The organism is Paenibacillus haidiansis (assembly GCF_036553665.1).
GTDB lineage: Bacteria > Bacillota > Bacilli > Paenibacillales > Paenibacillaceae > Fontibacillus > Fontibacillus haidiansis.
Window position 1 is genome coordinate 453,483 of record NZ_JAZHPZ010000003.1, and the last position, 15,665, is coordinate 469,147.

Annotated in this window: 15 protein-coding genes; 3 read left to right on the plus strand and 12 right to left on the minus strand. The window is 55.1% G+C overall.

Translation table 11 applies throughout. The annotated features are described in order from the left end of the window. Positions 1-73 precede the first annotated feature (73 nt). Positions 74-430: a DUF2512 family protein gene (locus V3851_RS09195; RefSeq protein ID WP_331846228.1), complete on the plus strand. Its 357-nt coding sequence runs from the start codon at positions 74-76 to the stop codon at positions 428-430. A gap of 366 nt (positions 431-796) precedes the next feature. Here the strand turns inward: V3851_RS09195 and V3851_RS09200 are convergent, their stop codons facing one another. The 6 genes from V3851_RS09200 to V3851_RS09225 all read right to left on the minus strand — a co-directional run bounded on the left by V3851_RS09200 (position 797) and on the right by V3851_RS09225 (position 7,066). Beyond that, on the minus strand, positions 797-1,594 hold the full coding sequence (locus tag V3851_RS09200; protein ID WP_331846229.1) for an ABC transporter ATP-binding protein: 798 nt from the start codon (positions 1,592-1,594) through the stop codon (positions 797-799). Beyond that, positions 1,594-2,508, minus strand: a complete 915-nt coding sequence (locus V3851_RS09205) for an ABC transporter permease (protein ID WP_331846230.1) — start codon at positions 2,506-2,508, stop codon at positions 1,594-1,596. The genes V3851_RS09200 and V3851_RS09205 overlap by 1 nt, the downstream gene beginning before the upstream one ends. A 40-nt stretch (positions 2,509-2,548) precedes the next feature. After that, positions 2,549-3,595 (minus strand): ABC transporter substrate-binding protein, encoded by a 1,047-nt coding sequence (locus V3851_RS09210; RefSeq protein ID WP_331846319.1) that lies wholly within the window; start codon positions 3,593-3,595, stop codon positions 2,549-2,551. A gap of 230 nt (positions 3,596-3,825) precedes the next feature. Beyond that, positions 3,826-4,338: a metallophosphoesterase family protein gene (locus V3851_RS09215; RefSeq protein ID WP_331846231.1), complete on the minus strand. Its 513-nt coding sequence runs from the start codon at positions 4,336-4,338 to the stop codon at positions 3,826-3,828. A 6-nt stretch (positions 4,339-4,344) separates the two neighbouring features. Next, a complete protein-coding gene (locus V3851_RS09220; RefSeq protein ID WP_331846232.1) occupies positions 4,345-5,274 on the minus strand; it encodes a DUF7916 family protein in 930 nt (309 codons plus the stop codon). A 103-nt stretch (positions 5,275-5,377) separates the two neighbouring features. After that, the gene (locus tag V3851_RS09225; RefSeq protein ID WP_331846233.1) at positions 5,378-7,066 is read right to left on the minus strand and encodes a glycoside hydrolase family 13 protein; all 1,689 of its coding nucleotides are present in this window, start codon (positions 7,064-7,066) and stop codon (positions 5,378-5,380) included. A 258-nt stretch (positions 7,067-7,324) separates the two neighbouring features. Here V3851_RS09225 and V3851_RS09230 point away from each other — a divergent pair, with 258 nt between their 5' ends. Both V3851_RS09230 and V3851_RS09235 read left to right on the plus strand, forming a co-directional pair. Then, positions 7,325-8,557, plus strand: a complete 1,233-nt coding sequence (locus V3851_RS09230) for a multidrug effflux MFS transporter (RefSeq protein WP_331846234.1) — start codon at positions 7,325-7,327, stop codon at positions 8,555-8,557. 36 nt (positions 8,558-8,593) lie between these two features. Beyond that, entirely contained in the window at positions 8,594-8,911 is a 318-nt protein-coding gene (locus V3851_RS09235; RefSeq protein WP_331846235.1) for a hypothetical protein, read from the plus strand. A 304-nt stretch (positions 8,912-9,215) separates the two neighbouring features. Here the strand turns inward: V3851_RS09235 and V3851_RS09240 are convergent, their stop codons facing one another. The 6 genes from V3851_RS09240 to V3851_RS09265 all read right to left on the minus strand — a co-directional run bounded on the left by V3851_RS09240 (position 9,216) and on the right by V3851_RS09265 (position 15,488). Beyond that, positions 9,216-10,148: a hypothetical protein gene (locus V3851_RS09240; RefSeq protein WP_331846236.1), complete on the minus strand. Its 933-nt coding sequence runs from the start codon at positions 10,146-10,148 to the stop codon at positions 9,216-9,218. A 31-nt stretch (positions 10,149-10,179) separates the two neighbouring features. Next, complete coding sequence (locus tag V3851_RS09245; protein ID WP_331846237.1) at positions 10,180-10,740, minus strand: hypothetical protein; 561 nt, start codon at positions 10,738-10,740, stop codon at positions 10,180-10,182. Next, complete coding sequence (locus V3851_RS09250; RefSeq protein WP_331846238.1) at positions 10,737-11,657, minus strand: hypothetical protein; 921 nt, start codon at positions 11,655-11,657, stop codon at positions 10,737-10,739. The genes V3851_RS09245 and V3851_RS09250 overlap by 4 nt, the downstream gene beginning before the upstream one ends. Before the next feature lie 73 nt (positions 11,658-11,730). Beyond that, positions 11,731-12,663: a Gfo/Idh/MocA family protein gene (locus tag V3851_RS09255; RefSeq protein ID WP_331846239.1), complete on the minus strand. Its 933-nt coding sequence runs from the start codon at positions 12,661-12,663 to the stop codon at positions 11,731-11,733. Between the two features lie 152 nt (positions 12,664-12,815). After that, complete coding sequence (locus tag V3851_RS09260) at positions 12,816-14,108, minus strand: arsenic transporter (protein ID WP_331846240.1); 1,293 nt, start codon at positions 14,106-14,108, stop codon at positions 12,816-12,818. Positions 14,109-14,186: 78 nt separating this feature from the next. Continuing rightward, positions 14,187-15,488 (minus strand): MFS transporter, encoded by a 1,302-nt coding sequence (locus V3851_RS09265; RefSeq protein WP_331846241.1) that lies wholly within the window; start codon positions 15,486-15,488, stop codon positions 14,187-14,189. Between the last annotated feature and the right edge of the window lie 177 nt (positions 15,489-15,665).

Consider the following 15,665-nt stretch of genomic DNA (forward strand, 5'->3'; position numbering starts at 1 on the left):
ATACGCGTTAAAGATCGGGGAGAACCTATTTATAAGTTCATTTGCATTTGCAAGCCCGGGGGGAGGTGAAAAGATGGATAAAATTTTGGTAAAGCTTCTGGGTAACGGAGTCATTGTCATGGCTATGTTGCTGATGCTGAGCAATGCCAGTTTTATCGGTTCGCTTCTGACCGCGATCGCCTTGACGGCCGTGGCGTATTTGTTCGGCGATCTGTTCGTTTTGCCAAGGACAAGCAATATCGTCGCGACGCTGACCGACGCCGTACTCGCCTTTGCGCTGATTTGGGCCATCTCCGCCAATGCCGGATGGACGATGTCGCTGGGTGAAATCCTGTCGACCGTAATCATATTAGGCGTATTTGAATACGCGCTGCACTCCTGGATGCTGAGAGACGGAATTCGCCGCGACCCAAGTGTCCGGGTACGATAAGAATAAATTTCACATCGACGGGGAGACAAGCCAGGAAAAGAGCACCAACCGAAATCAATCGGCGGTGTTCTTTTGTTCATATAGCGAGAAATAGCGGCCTAAAACACCCCTATTACCCCAAAAAATGCCCCCGACTTCAAAATAGGGGTATTTTACGCCCTTATTTGAACCAAATGAGACTAAAATGCAGCAATTTACCGCGATTCAGCAGAAATAAGAGTCTTTTTCACCGCTATTTCCGTAAAAAGTACCCGGGGCAGCAAAATAAGGGCATTTTGGGCCCTTATTTTGACCAAATCGGATTATAAAAGCCTATTGCCGAACGGTAAGGGTTCATCCGTTCAGGCAATAGGCTTCGGTGTTTCATCAGGAGCCGAGAACCACGCGGTCGTCGGACAGCTTATGGCCGCTAATCCGCTCGAACTCGCCGATCAGGCGCTCCATCGTCAAATCCCGCTTGGTTTCGTCATCCACATCGAGAATAATGCGTCCGCCGTCCATCATAATCAGGCGGTTGCCGAGGCGGATCGCCTGCTCCATATTATGCGTCACCATGAGCGTTGTCAGCTTGAGTTCGCTGACGATATTTTGCGTGAGCCGGGTAACCAGCTCCGCACGCGCCGGATCAAGCGCGGCCGTATGCTCATCGAGCAGCAGGATCTGCGGCTCCGTAAACGTCGCCATCAGCAGGCTGAGCGCCTGCCGTTCCCCGCCGGACAGCGTCCCGACCTTCGCTTTCAGCCGGTCTTCCAGGCCGATGCCAAGGCGGCTGAGCTGCTCGCGGAACATACCGCGGCGCCCCGCGTTCACTCCGATGCTTAGGCCCCGCGATTTCCCCCGCTTGTAAGCCATGGCGAGGTTTTCCTCGATCGTCATATGCGGCGCGGTGCCGGCCATCGGGTCCTGGAACACGCGGCCGATCCAGCGGCTGCGCCGGTATTCCGGCAGCTCAGTAATATCGTTGCCGTCGATGAGGATTTGACCCGTATCCGGCTTCAAGACGCCGGAGATCATATTCATCAGCGTCGACTTGCCCGCCCCGTTGCTCCCGATGACTGTGACGAAGTCGCCGGGGCGAAGGTGCAGGTTCACGTCGACCAGCGCGATCTTCTCGTCGGGTGAACCGGGATGAAACAGTTTGGACACATGGGATAGCTGCAGCATTAGAGCTCACCTCCCACATTTTGTTGTCCGGGCGGCGAGACCAATTCCAGCGAGCGCTTCTTGGCGAGGCTCTTCTGTTTATAGGTCCTGCGGATGGATGGCAGAACGAGTGCGAAGACGACGATGACGGCCGTAATCAGCTTCAAGTCGGTTTGCTCCAGCCATTCGATCCGCAGCGCGAGCGCGACGACGATCCGGTAGACGATGGAGCCGAGCACGGCGGCCAAGGTGGCGAAGAACACCGTTCTCGCCCCAAAGATCGCTTCCCCGATAATGACCGAAGCAAGCCCGATCACGATCATCCCGATCCCCGAGGAAATGTCGGCAAAGCCGGATTGCTGGGCGATCAACGCTCCCGAGAGCGCCACCAGACCGTTGGACAAACTAAGTCCAAGAATGATCGTATTGTCCGTATGGGTGCCGAAGCTGCGGATCATCCGCTGGTTGTCGCCGGTAGCCCGGAGCGCCAGCCCCAAATCGGTGTGCAGAAACAGATCGAGCAGCAATTTCACGAGGATAACGATAAACGGCATGATCAGCAGCGGCGAAACCGAACTGAATACCGTATCCTCGCCGAGCAGCCCGACATTCGGCTTGCCCATAATCCGCATATTAATGGAATAGAGCGCGATCATCATCAGAATGCCGGATAACAGTCCGTTGATCTTTCCTTTAGTATGAAGGAGCCCCGTCACCGCTCCGGCAATCAACCCGCCTGCGAACGCGGCGAGCGTGGCGATCCAGGGGGAGGAGCCTCCCGTGATCATCACCGCCGCGATCGCGCCGCCGGTCGTGAAGCTTCCGTCCACGGTCAAATCGGGGAAATCGAGAATGCGGAACGTAATGTAGACGCCAAGCGCCATGACCGCGTAGATCAGACCGGATTCCAGGGCCCCGAGTAATGAGTTCATCATGTTGATTAACCTCCTAAAATTAAGCCAAACCCTCCAATCACTATTCGATCAGATTGTTTTCCTTGTCCTGCACCTGGTCTTTCATCGCATCGGTCACTTCGATGCCTTGCTCCGCGGCAGCCTTCAGGTTCAGGATGAAATCCAGCTTGTCGGGAACCGTAATTTTCATGTCGCCGACTTTTTTGCCGTTCTTCAGCACATCCACCGCCATTTGACCGACTTGGTAACCGTGGTCATAGTATTTGAACCCGACCGTTGCGAACGCCCCGGCTTCCACCGTATCCCGGTCGGCGGAGAAGAAAGGAAGATCGTTATCGTTCGCCACTTTAATAACCGTATTTACGGCCTCGACGACAGTGTTATCCAGCGTGATATAGAGCGCATCCACGCGGCCGACCAGCGATTCGGCGGCCTGCTTCACTTCCGAAGTATTGGTTACCGATGCTTTGACTACCTTAATACCGTGTTTGGCCAGCGCCTCTTCGGCAATCCCGGTCATGACGACAGCGTTCGGCTCGCCTTGATTGAGCACGACGCCGACATTTTTCACATCCGGGAAGTTCCCGGCGATGAAGTCCATCAGCTTCGTAATCGCCTCCGGATTCGTGTCGGAGGCGCCGGATACATTGCCGCCCGGATGATCGAGATTATCGACGAGCTTGGCGTCGAGCGGGTCCGTAACCGCCGCAAACAGAATCGGCGATTCTTTGACTTGGCCTACGATGGCTTGCGCCGGAGGCGTCGCGATCGCGAGGACGAGGTCGTACTTCTCGCCGGCGATTTTTTGCGCGATCGACATATTGTTCGTTGAATCCGCTTGCGCGTTGCTATAGTCAACCGTGAGGTTCTGGCCTTCCACGAGTCCCGCATCGATCAGCGCGTCCATGAACCCTTGGCGGGTAGCGTCCAAGGAAGGATGCTCAACGTACTGCGAAATCGCGATTTTGTAAGAAGCCGAGTCCCCGGAAGCATTGTTTCCTCCGCTCGCGGAGCCTTCGTTCCCCGCTCCGTTTCCATTGTTTCCGCAGCCGATAACGCCGATCAGCAATGCGGTCACCGCCAACAACATGCTCATTTTTTTCCCCATTTTCATTTTGCATAACCCCTCTCTCATCATGAAAACATTGTCGTATGGTCATTTAAACCATGAAAGCATAAACCTGTTACCGCTTTTATCGATAAAAGTATTAAAGCGAGAAGGCGCCAATCTCCTTCACCCGCTCAGCGGCTGTATTATTCCTATATTAAATGGTGGTCAATTATCCGTCAATCGGTTTATCCGCTGTAAGCATGAAAAAAGAGCCCAAAATCGGGCTCTCAAGTCTTCGAGTCGAAAAAGTAATGTTTAGCCTTAATGTCGGAGGCGCTGACCTCCAGTATTCCGAAGGAATATTTCGGCGCCCTTCGTCTGTCCGTCGGCGAGCCCGGATTAAACAGCAGCAGGCCATCCTTCTTCTCCAGCAGCGGCTGGTGCGAATGGCCGAACAATACGGCATGAAGCGGCCGGCCTTCGAAAGTGCGCAGCGCCTTGTCCTTGGCGGTTCCCCGGCCTTCCGGCAAAAAGCCGTGGGTCAGGCCGATTTGCAAGCGGCCCGATCCGAGCGTAAGCACCTTGTGATAGCCAAACCGGCGGACGATGTCCGCGGGGTCGTTATTTCCCGCCACCCCCTCTACCGGAGCCAGGGCGACAAGCTGATCAAGCACTTCGAGCGAGGTCCAGTCGCCCAAATGGATGATCAAATCGGCCCGGCGAAAAGCCTTGACCAAAGGCGGCGGAAGCGTCTTTGCCTTTCGCGGCATATGCGTATCCGATAATACCCCGATCTTCATCTTCCGCTACCTCAATGGCGAAGCGGCCATGCGGACGTACGTATGTCTGCGTCCCCGGATCGCCACGGACAGGGCCATAATGTTCTCCGGATTGGCCATTCCGGCGTATCCGGCATCGCCGATATGCAGCATATCGGCGCCCGCCCGCTTGGCGCTGAGCGCGATGGAACGCACGGTGTCCTCGTCGGCTCCCTCCTGGCTCGTGCCGATCGCGGCCAGCACCAAAGCGTCTTTATTCTTGACCTCGGCGATGATGTCCGCAAGCTCCGCCTCCCTTGCGCCCGGCACGGTTCCCGGCGCCGGCAGCAGCACGGCGTCGGCGCCCGCCTCGGCGAAAGCAACAGCCGCCTCCCGGTCGAGGACGGAGCCGCGCGTCCCCGCCCCGTGCATCTTCCCGGCGATGATCAGGCCGCCGAACTCCCGCTGCGCGGTGTCAATCGCCTGCAGGATTTGCGCATACGTCACCCCGGTCTTCGGATTGCCGGTCAGGCAGACGAAATCGCAGCCCAGTTCCCGCGCCTTGGCGAGACTTCGGGCCGTGGCGCGGCGTCCTTCCGGCAGCGCGGCGAGCGCTTCCACCGCGTCCGCCGAGTCGTCCACCGGCTCCAGATTGATCCCGACCGGCAATCCGGTCAGCCGTTTGATCTCGGCAATCGGATTCGCGATCGTTTGCTCCCCGCTGCCAGGCATAAACATATTGAACGGGACGATTCCTTTCACCTCGGGCCGAAAGACGTCAAACACATTCAGCAAAATCAGGTCGGCGCCGAACGCCTTCGCCAGCTCCGCGTTCGTAATTTCCGGCAGCAAGGGCTGCGAGACGACGACCGTCTCGGCCATGACCGTGCGGCCTTCCGCCGCGAGTATGGCCCCTTTGAGCTGCTCCCGGCCCATCTGCCGGAAATCCGAGGCCCGGCAGTCCAGCACTCTTTTCATAAGGTCACCTCACATTCTTTTCCAGTAACTTCATTTTATCACCAGGAAAAGCGCGGTGGCTACCGAAACCGCCTAAGGCTTGGGCTTTCCGTAGGTTTAGGCCTCACAGCCGCTGCAAATAGACGCGCGCCTCATACGGCCGAAGCTTCAGCTTCCGGAAATCTTCGCCTTTCCGGGGCTCGTAGTTGGATATCAGCAGTTCAATCCCGTCGGGATTGAATTCATCCGGCAATTCCAACATCGGCTCTTTGCCGAAGAAGTTCAAGATGACCAGCAGCCGCTCGTTCTCCAGCGTTCGGGTATAGGCGTAAATTTCCTCGTGTTCCGGCAGCAATAGCTTATACTCGCCGTAAACGATCACCTTATGCTGTTTGCGCAGCGCGATCAGCTTTTTGTAATAATGGAAGATCGAGTCAGGATCCTTGACCGCGTTGACTACATTGATCTCCATGTGGTTGGAATTGACCCTGAGCCAGGGAGTTCCCGTCGTAAATCCGGCGTGCTCGGTCCCGTCCCACTGCATCGGCGTCCGGGCGTTGTCCCGGCTTTTTTTGTGGATCGCCTTCATGATTTCCTCTTCCGGGACGCCGTTCATCCGCTGCTCCTCATAATAATTCAACGTTTCGACATCCCGGTAATCGTCGATCGAATCGAACGCGACGTTGGTCATGCCGATCTCTTCGCCCTGGTAAATATACGGGGTACCCTCCAGCGTATGAATGAATGTCGCCAGCATCTTGGCGGACGGGACGCGGCAAACCATGTCATTGCCGAAACGCGATACCGAGCGGGGCTGATCGTGGTTGCATAAATAGTTGGCGTTCCACCCCCGGTTGTGCAGAACGGTCTGCCAGTTAGTCATAATTTTCTTAAGCTCGATCAAGCTCCACGGGACGACATCCCATTTTCCGCTGCCGGCGGAAGCGGCATCCAGAAACATGTGCTCGAACTGAAACGTCATATTGAGTTCGCGCCGCCCGTCGCCCACGTAATCCAGCGCCTGCTCCGGCCCCAGGCCCGAGGTTTCGCCAACGGTCATAATATCGTAAAAATACAGCACCTTATCGTACAAGTTTTGCAGCATGGTGTGAACATCTTCCAGGTTGGAAAACATCTCATAGGCGCGCACCGTCGGCGCCCGATGCGGATTATCGGCGTCGGGCAGCCCTTTTTGCTTGACGATATGGGCGATGGCGTCGAAGCGGAAGCCGTCCACCCCTTTTTTCAGCCACCAGGCGACCATTTCGTGCAGCTTCTCGACCACCTGCGGATTTTCCCAGTTCAAATCGGGCTGGTATTTGGAGTATAGATGAAGATAATATTCGTCGGTTTGCTCGTCATACTCCCAGACCGAGCCGCTGAAATACGATTCCCAGTTGTTCGGCGGACCGCCGTTTTTGCCTTTGCGCCATATGTAGAAGTCCCGCTTGGGATCGTCCTTCGACCGCCTCGACTCGAGAAACCACGGATGCTTGTGCGAGGTATGATTCAGGACAAGATCCATAACAAGCTTCATGCCCCGCAGATGGATCTCCTTCAGCATGAGATCAAAGTCCTCCATCGTGCCGAACTCCGCCATAATGTCGCAGTAATCGCTGATGTCATAACCGTTGTCATGATTCGGTGACTTGTATATCGGGCATACCCAAATCACATCGACGCCGAGATCCTTCAGGTAATCCAGCTTGGATATAATTCCGCGCAGATCGCCGATGCCGTCCCCGTTCGAGTCCATGAAGCTGATCGGGTAGATTTGATATACCACACTCTCTTTCCACCATTTCGGGTTCATTCTTTAGTCATGCCTCCTTATTTGTAGGGGGGCTCAAGTCGCCGGTCTTTTTTTGTTTAGTATAGCTATAAACCATGGATTCCATATGTATAACATACCCGTTTTAGCTAAGATGTCCTCGCACTTACGCGTCAATTCTTGCCGGAATTCATGGTTACCTGCGCCGTTCGTTATTGTATAATGAAAAAATCAATGTCATCCCGCAAGACCAAGTTTTAACGATGACCTAGCTTAGATAAGAAAGGACCTGTTTTTGCGATGAGTCTTACCGCACATCAATCCGGCGCCTCGGCCGCGCCAAAATCCCGCTCGGGCCGCACAAAGGCCGCGCTGATTCTCGGCAGCTTATCCGCCTTCGGACCGCTGTCGCTGGATATGTATTTGCCCGCCCTGCCCAAGATGGCGGGCGATCTGCACACGAGCGCCTCGATGGTCCAGCTCAGCCTGACGGCCTGCCTGCTCGGCCTGGCGCTCGGACAGCTCGTCGTCGGCCCGCTCAGCGATACGCGGGGGCGGCGCGCCCCGCTGATCATCTCGATGGCCGCGTATGCCGTCAGTTCGCTGCTCTGCGTCTTCGCACCGAACGCAGCCATCCTGAATGTGCTCCGCTTCATTCAGGGCCTATCCGGCTCCGCCGGTATCGTGCTCTCCCGTGCCATTGTACGGGATATGTACTCCGGCACCGAGCTGACTAAATTCTTTTCGCTGCTGATGTTGATCAACGGCGCGGCCCCGATTCTCGCCCCGATCTTCGGCGGGCTGCTGCTCACCTTCGTCTCCTGGCGCGGCGTTTTTGTCGTCCTGACACTGATCGGGGTGCTGATGCTGCTGTCCGTGCTGCTCGGACAGCCGGAGACGCTGCCCAAAGACCGGCGGAAAACCGGCGGCCTAACGGGAACCCTGTCGACCTTCGGCCGCCTGCTGCGCGACCGCCTGTTCATCGGTTACTGCCTGTGCCAGGGCCTGATTTCCGCGGCGATGTTCGGATACATATCCGGTTCCTCGTTTGTGTTCCAAAATATTTTTTACGTGTCGGAGCAGACGTTCAGCCTGATCTTTGCCTTGAACGGGCTGGGTATCATTATGGCAAGCCAAATAACGGGACGCCTTGCCGGGCGGATTAACGAGAGCTTCCTGCTCCGGTTCGGCATCGCTCTCGCCGCGATTGCTTCGCTCGCTTTGCTCGTCGGCGTCCTGCTGGACGGAGGAATCGCCGCGATCCTGATCCCGCTGTTTTTTGTCGTCTCCAGCGTGGGGATCGTCAATACGTCCAGCTTTACGCTCGCCATGCAAAACCAGCAGGATGCCGCGGGCAGCGCCTCCGCCCTGCTCGGCCTGCTGCCGTTCATTCTGGGCGCGCTCGTAGCGCCGCTCGTCGGTCTTGGCGGCGGGCAGACGTCGCTGCCGATGGCGCTCGTCATCGTATGCGGCGATATCGGCGCGCTGCTGTGCTATTTGCTGCTTGTTCTGCCGCGGCGCAAACAGGGGTAATAATAGTTTAATAGAAAAGGAAAGCGAGGGTTTCACTTGTCCAAATTGCTGAAGGGAATCAGTTATGTATTCTTTGGCGGAAGTTTGCTCGCCGCAATCATTATGGCGGTTTACGGCGGCCTTTGGAGTGCGGCGTTCCTGCAGCTCGTCGGGGGCTTCTTGCCGGGGATTCTATTTTTGGCGCTGGCCGTGATATTGGATTCCATTGAGGAAAACCGCTATTACTTACAGGAATTATTCAAACGGCTGCCCGAGCCTCCGGCTCCCCCGTCGCAGGCGCGGCCGCAAGCCAAAATCAGAACCAAATCGGCGCTGGAAGCGCTGAAGGATTACAAAATGGACGCCAAGGACTAATAGTAAATGTCCGGGTTAGCCGTCTCCAATCTAATTATCTGGATTATATGCAGTTAATTTCGCCGTTTCAAAGGATTAGCACAGATTAACCGGAGAACCTCCAGCTATTTAAGCGATTTTCCTTCGACCTACAGGAAGCTGGCAAAATTAACTGGAGGATTTCCCGTTATTTTTGCCGCAGACCTTCTACAGTCAAAAATAGCTGCATATTTCCCAGTTATTCGTTTACGGGCGCGGCAAAAAACCAAAAGTCTGCAGCAAAACGCTTAAAGCGTACGCAGCAGACTTTTTTACTAGTTTGGAATTAATTGTACGTTTCCACGATTTGCACATATTTCCTGCGGACCGTTTCCAGCTCGCTCTCCGTCCGCCGATTGGCCGACTGCAATTCGGACAGCAAGCGGACGACCTCGCTTTGCTTGGCTTCGACCTGGCTTTGCGCCTCCTTGATCCGGCCCTGCACCAGCCAATCGGCGATCAGGCCGTCGAAGAAATAATCCGAGAATTTCAGCAGCCCTCCTACTTCCAGTCCTGCGGAGAACAGGCCGGCATTCACGTCCTGGAGTTCTTGTTCGAACCTGCGCAGACTGGATTGAGCGGCATAAATATGTTCCATCGCCTCATCCAACCGGCTATGCTTAATATGCGTCGACAGCATGCCGCCGCCGAGCATATCGTAGGTGCCCCAACTGTGGGCGGAGCGCAGACTCTCTTCGGCACGGGATAAATCGCTCCGAACCGCCTCTCCGGCCAAGGCCGCTTCGGCCAATTCCTTGACCTCCACCGTGAGAGCCGCCTGGCGCTCGGCCAGTTCCTTCAGTTCGATGTTCTCCTGAAGGATTTGCTTTTCTTTTTCCTGAAAGATCACGTCATAATCGATCTTCCACCGTTTTACTTCCCGAAGCTGACGCTCAAGCTGTTCGATTTGCCGCCCCGCATCCGCCACCGCCCGGTCGGCCTCTTCATATTTCAGCCGGGCGGTGACGACTTCGCGCTGTTCTTCATCCAATCTCTCCGTTTTATTGCCCAGAACAGAATGAAGCAGATTTGACAAGGACATGCCGGTAAGCCGCTCGACATCCTTTTCTTCCGACGCCAGCCGCTTGCGGGCATCCTCCCGCGCTTGCTCCAGTGAACGTACCTCCTGCTTCAACTGTGCAAGGCGTTTCTCCCACTTTTCTTGCAAGCGACCTTTTTCTTTCAATTCGGCCATGCGTTCATTCAAATTTTCGAACAATCCGTAACCCTCCCCTTCATCGGCAAGCGATTTATATAAAGCGTTCAAAAGGCGCTTCCAATTCCCGGCCAACCTGCCGGAGTATCAACATGATCATGAATAAGGCAATCCACGCAGCAACTGTACCGAACAGTATAAATGCAATCGCATCGGTATTCAGAATAAACGGATAAGCGATCATTACAATTGAAGAACTGCCAAAAAAGAACCACCAGCGAAATCGGATTGAGGATACGAGCGGCTGATTGCCGCGATAAGACACCAATTTTGCGCTCCCTGCGCAAATACTGTACATGAGTACCCATTGCAGGAGCATTTCCAACTGATCCAGAATCAGACCGAGGTTCAAAGACGAGGCCGGGTTGTCCAAATTCAATGCATCTTCGCGAAAAAAATGCGGTATGGCAATGACGGCTAGAACGCCGGCCGCCCACATGCCGATGCCGAAGCTCCGCTCCTTTTGCCGCAAAGAGGAAAGCGCCGACAGAATCATCAGATAACCGATCGTATTCGGAAGCAGATCGACAACCACCCGTATATTGAACATCACAAAAACCATGCCGTACCCGATGCGGTAAAACAGAGTTTTCAAGAATCCACCCCCTTGGTCCGTACGAATTCAGATATATCCCGATCGGATAAGTAAGGAGAAAATGGCAGTGTGACCGGAACGACCGTTTTCTTTCCATTCGCTTCCGTGAGCTCCATCCGCAGCAAAAGCCAATATACATCGGTTTTCTCCAGGGCGCTGACTTTACCGGACGATAGATCAAGCCCATAGCCCAATGTGGCGCTGTCCCCCGGCGCGAATTTCAACGGAAGCGGAACCTCCGATAACTGGACGCCGCTGATGTTATAGGCGCTTTCAAAGGGAATTTCAATTTGAGTGAGGTTCCGAATGCTGGCCGCATCCAAAGTAACCGCTAAGCGATCGCCCAAACGCGGCAAATAAGCCGATGTTATGCCGGTCAATTGGGCCGCTCTGGAAAAACGGATGGTTTGATAGCCCGTTCCCAGGGACGAAGACCCGCCGGAACTGCCCTCGGTCGGCGCATCTCCGGTCAAATCGTCGTTATAGACGCGGATTTCGCCGATATTCATTTCCCGCACCGAATTATCTTCAAAAACCGCATTCACCCGGTGAATCAACAGCGGCCCTTCCGGCGGAAAAACCGGTTGCAAGAGATCGTAGTCCATAATCTGGACCCGCATCGTCCCCTGGTTCTGATGTGTGTAGCTGTTTTGCACCTGAATCGGGGTCACTTGGACATTCGGAAGCTCGGGTATATCGATCGAGCGAAGTTTGATTTTGGCCGACTTGTTCTCCAAATACAGCAGATCGAAGGAGTATCCCGGCGAATTTTCCACTTCAATATAATGGTTGAAAAATACGGGCTCCCGCAATTGGGAACGGAAATAAACCCACAGATTCCCTCCCCAGCTTCCTGCTATTAGAACAAGCACGACAATATAAATATAAGGAGTTCGTTTCATCGCAAATCCTTTCATGAGGAAACCGCTTAAAAAGACTACGCTTAATATACGTTGCCGGAAGCATAAGGTTGCTGTAAACCGAGGGGCATTATCGCTTATCCCAAGGATAAGCGCCGACCTCTTCCGCTCGCTTGACGACAAGCTCGCAGATCCGGTGGCTCTCCAGCGCATCGCTTAAGGACACGGACGGCTGTTTATTATCCCGGACACAGCTCAGAAAATGCTCGATAATCTGTACGAATCCCCGCCGATACAGCACCGGGTCCCAGTCTTTAAATTTATGTACGTTCTCGTCTCCGCTTGAAAAATGAGCGGTCGTGTTCAGGCCGTCTACGACCCATTTATTCCCCGGGCTCATCACCTCAAGGATCTCGTCATTGGCGCCCGAATCCCGGTTCATCAGCCCGGTGGCGATAAAGCCGTCGCCCTCCAGCTGCAGCTGGGCATGGTACAATTTGCCCTCCCGGACAAACGCGGAAATGCGCGGCGTCTCTGATATTTCGGCAGGAGCCAGAAAACGGATCGTATCGACCACGTGGATGAAATCGTCATACACAAACCGGCGGGCAAAATCCGGCGAGAAAAGGCGGTTTTTTTGCAGCGAAATGACGCGGGGACTGGTTACTTGTTTCAAGTCCGCAACCATCGGAGCGAACCGGCGGTTAAAGCCGACCATGAGGATCACGCCAAGCTCCTGGGCCAATTCGGCCAGTCTCACGGACTCTTCATAATGATAGGAGATCGGTTTATCTACATAAACATGAACCCCGCTGCGCATCAACTGTTCCGCAATGCTCACATGCGATTCGGTCGCCGAGTGAACGAAAGCTGCTTCCACCCCTGCGGCGATTAATTCATCCACCGTCGGCACGGCTTCCGCCACCCGGTACTTCGCCGCCAGGCGTCCCAGCGTCTCCCGGTTGCGCGTGCAAAACACCAGCTCAATATCCTCCCGCGCCGTAATAACCGGCAAATACGCTTTTTGCGCGATATCTCCAAGCCCGATAATTCCGATTTTCATATAATTTCCTCCTCGGTTTTCTGGTTCCATTGTGGCATAAGGGCAAGCGGGTGTAAACTCGGCGGTATCCGGAAAAAGAAAAATCCGGCTATCCCAAGGATAACCGGACAAGCTTACGGCGATTAGAGGAACCAGCTTCATGCGCATCCCGTTTATGAAATTACCACAAGCCACACATATAACCCTGTCAACGTAATAAATAACGTCGGCACGGTGAGCATAATTCCCATTTTAAAATAACGGCCCCACGTGATTTTTATTCCCTTGCGGGACAAGACATGCAGCCATAGCAACGTCGCCAGCGAACCGATCGGCGTGATCTTCGGCCCGAGATCGGAGCCAATTACATTGGCGTAGATCAGCGCTTCCCGCACCAGGCCTTCGGTGTTCGTGCTGTGAATCGCCAGCGCGTCGATCATGACCGTCGGCAAGTTGTTCATCACCGATGACAAAACGGCGGCGATAAAGCCCATGCCGACCGTGGCGGCATAAGCTCCGTGCCCGGTCAGCCATTCGATCGCGGCGCCCAGATGGTCGGTCAAGCCGACATTGCGCAGTCCGTATACAACGACATACATCCCGATCGAAAATACGACGATCGACCACGGCGCCTCCTTGATCACGCGGCGCGTTTCCACCGCGGGACTGCGCCGGGTGGCGGCGATAAAGAACAGCGCCACGGCCCCGGCGGCCAGCGACACCGGGATGCCGATAAATTCGGCGGACAGGTAGGCGATAAGAAGAAGGCCGAGAATGATCCACGACAGCCGGAACATGCGCGGGTCGCGGATGGCCTCCTGCGGTTTTTTCAATTGGCTCGCATCGTAATCGGCCGGAATTTGCCTGCGGAAAAACAAGTACAACACCAGCAGACTCGCGCCGAGCGAGACCAGATTCGGAACGAACATGTGGAGTGCATATTCCAGGAATCCGATGCCGAAATAATCGGCGGACACGATATTAACCAGATTGCTGACCACCAGCGGCAGCGATGTCGTATCCGCGATAAAGCCGCTTGCCATAATAAACGGCAGCACCTTCCGGTCATCGAAATTCAAGGCTCGTACCATCGCCAGGACGATCGGCGTCAAGATCAAAGCCGCTCCGTCGTTGGCGAACAAGGCGGAGACAGCCGCCCCGAGCAGAATGACGTAAATGAACATGCGTTTGCCGCTTCCCCGGGCGAGTACGGCCATATTCAGCGCGGACCACTCGAAAAAGCCGATTTCATCGAGCAAAATCGAAATAATGATGATCGCGACAAAGGCCAGGGTAGCGTTCCATACGATGCCCGTGACATCTCCCACATCGGCAAAGCTTACGACGCCCGACGCCAGGGCCAAAATCGCCCCGCCCATCGCGGACCAGCCGATTCCGAGCCCTTTGGGCTGCCAAATGACAAATACCAAGGTTAGTAGAAAAATGATGACTGCGATGTACTCCAACTTCTTCTCCGATCTCCTCTTCCGTCAAATAAAAAAGCTTCCCCGGCTTCGGCCTTTCCGTAACCGGGGAAATGCGCTCTATAGGTTCGCTGTAGACTTCGCCTTGAACGATTTGCGGTTCAACCAGCCGACCCCTGCCGCAAGGACGCTGATCGCCGCGGCAAACAGATACATGTTGATGATGCCGAACCACTCGGCGATCCCGCTCATTAACAGCAGCGACAGCCCGGAAACGGTATTCAGCAAAGTATTTTGGGCGGAGAACACTTTGGGCAGCAGCTCCTTGTCCACACTGCGCTGGATCAAGGTGCGTCTGGAGACGGCGGCCAGCTCCGTAAACGGCCCTGTCAGCAGAACGATGAACAGGGTCAGCGGCGCATGATCATTCAGTGCAAACCAGACAGTCAAAACAGCATAACCCAGCATCCCGAGCAGCATCGCCGTAAAGAGTCTCCGCTCCAGCCGCTCCACGAGGGCGACGACCAATAACCCGCCAAGCACGGCTCCGGCAAAATAACTGGCATTGATGTACCCCCACCATTGTTCACCCTTAAGCAAAATTTCTTTGACGAACACCAGCAAAAACGCGCCCGCCCACACGGACCCGCCAAGCATATCGGTCATATCCATCAAGGTCAGCGACCGCAGCCGCGGCGATTGCCACAACGCGATCCAGCCTTCCTTAAGCGTATCCCAGCGGGACGGCGGCCGGTTAGTACCTTGCTCTCCAAAAGGTTGATCAGGTGCTCCCCCGCCGGCCAGACCATTGTCCGTACCCGTTCGCACATCCCACGGGCTGCGGCGCTTCGGCTCGGTCGGGTCCTCGATCATCGTCGTAAGCGCCATCGTCAAACCGTAGGCTGCGGCAACTGCCACCAGCACCGGGAAAGGCCCGAACGCCGCCACCAGCACTCCGCTGACCGCCCATCCGGCAAACTGGACAATCTGGTCGGTGGTCGCGACCATGCCGTTGGCCTTCATTAGCGCTTGATCGGCCACCAGCCGCGGCACCAGCGCATTGCGGGCGGGCGTCGTCCAGCCGTCGAGAAACGAAATACACATGATGATCGCGTAGACCGGCAGCAATTGTACACCGCCGATCAGCGGCGACAAATAAACCGCCAGCAAGGCAAATAACACGAACTGCCCGAATTGCGACAACGTCAGCAGGAACGGCAATCTGTACTTGGCAATCATCAGGGGGGCGATCAGACCGCTGACCAATTGCGCACTCACCCGCAAAAACGGCACCAGCGTGGCGAATACGACGGACCCCGTCCGATCCAGCACAAACGTGGTCAGCGCGACCAGGTAGAGTACATCGGCGGTGTTGGACAGCGTCTGCGAGCCCCATAAAACATAAAAAGACCGTTTAAACATCGCTTGCTATTCTCCTTCATTCAGTTTTTCAAGTTGGCAATTCCGGTTCAAGCCGGAATAGAAGAGATTGCAAGATTATTGGATCAAATCGGTCTCATAATGCGGCTCCTTATAAATTATTAAAATTTAAATCATTTACGTGATCTTTTGCGCTCCGTTTACAATCGGATGCTAGAC

Bases quoted from the DNA above. Each gene is read 5' to 3' on its own strand.
- V3851_RS09195 (WP_331846228.1), top strand. From the start codon at position 74: ATGGATAAAATTTTGGTAAAGCTTCTGGGTAACGGAGTCATTGTCATG.
- V3851_RS09200 (WP_331846229.1), bottom strand. From the start codon at position 1,594: ATGCTGCAGCTATCCCATGTGTCCAAACTGTTTCATCCCGGTTCACCC.
- V3851_RS09205 (WP_331846230.1), bottom strand. From the start codon at position 2,508: ATGATGAACTCATTACTCGGGGCCCTGGAATCCGGTCTGATCTACGCG.
- V3851_RS09210 (WP_331846319.1), bottom strand. From the start codon at position 3,595: ATGGGGAAAAAAATGAGCATGTTGTTGGCGGTGACCGCATTGCTGATC.
- V3851_RS09215 (WP_331846231.1), bottom strand. From the start codon at position 4,338: ATGAAGATCGGGGTATTATCGGATACGCATATGCCGCGAAAGGCAAAG.
- V3851_RS09220 (WP_331846232.1), bottom strand. From the start codon at position 5,274: ATGAAAAGAGTGCTGGACTGCCGGGCCTCGGATTTCCGGCAGATGGGC.
- V3851_RS09225 (WP_331846233.1), bottom strand. From the start codon at position 7,066: ATGAACCCGAAATGGTGGAAAGAGAGTGTGGTATATCAAATCTACCCG.
- V3851_RS09230 (WP_331846234.1), top strand. From the start codon at position 7,325: ATGAGTCTTACCGCACATCAATCCGGCGCCTCGGCCGCGCCAAAATCC.
- V3851_RS09250 (WP_331846238.1), bottom strand. From the start codon at position 11,657: ATGAAAGGATTTGCGATGAAACGAACTCCTTATATTTATATTGTCGTG.
- V3851_RS09255 (WP_331846239.1), bottom strand. From the start codon at position 12,663: ATGAAAATCGGAATTATCGGGCTTGGAGATATCGCGCAAAAAGCGTAT.
- V3851_RS09265 (WP_331846241.1), bottom strand. From the start codon at position 15,488: ATGTTTAAACGGTCTTTTTATGTTTTATGGGGCTCGCAGACGCTGTCC.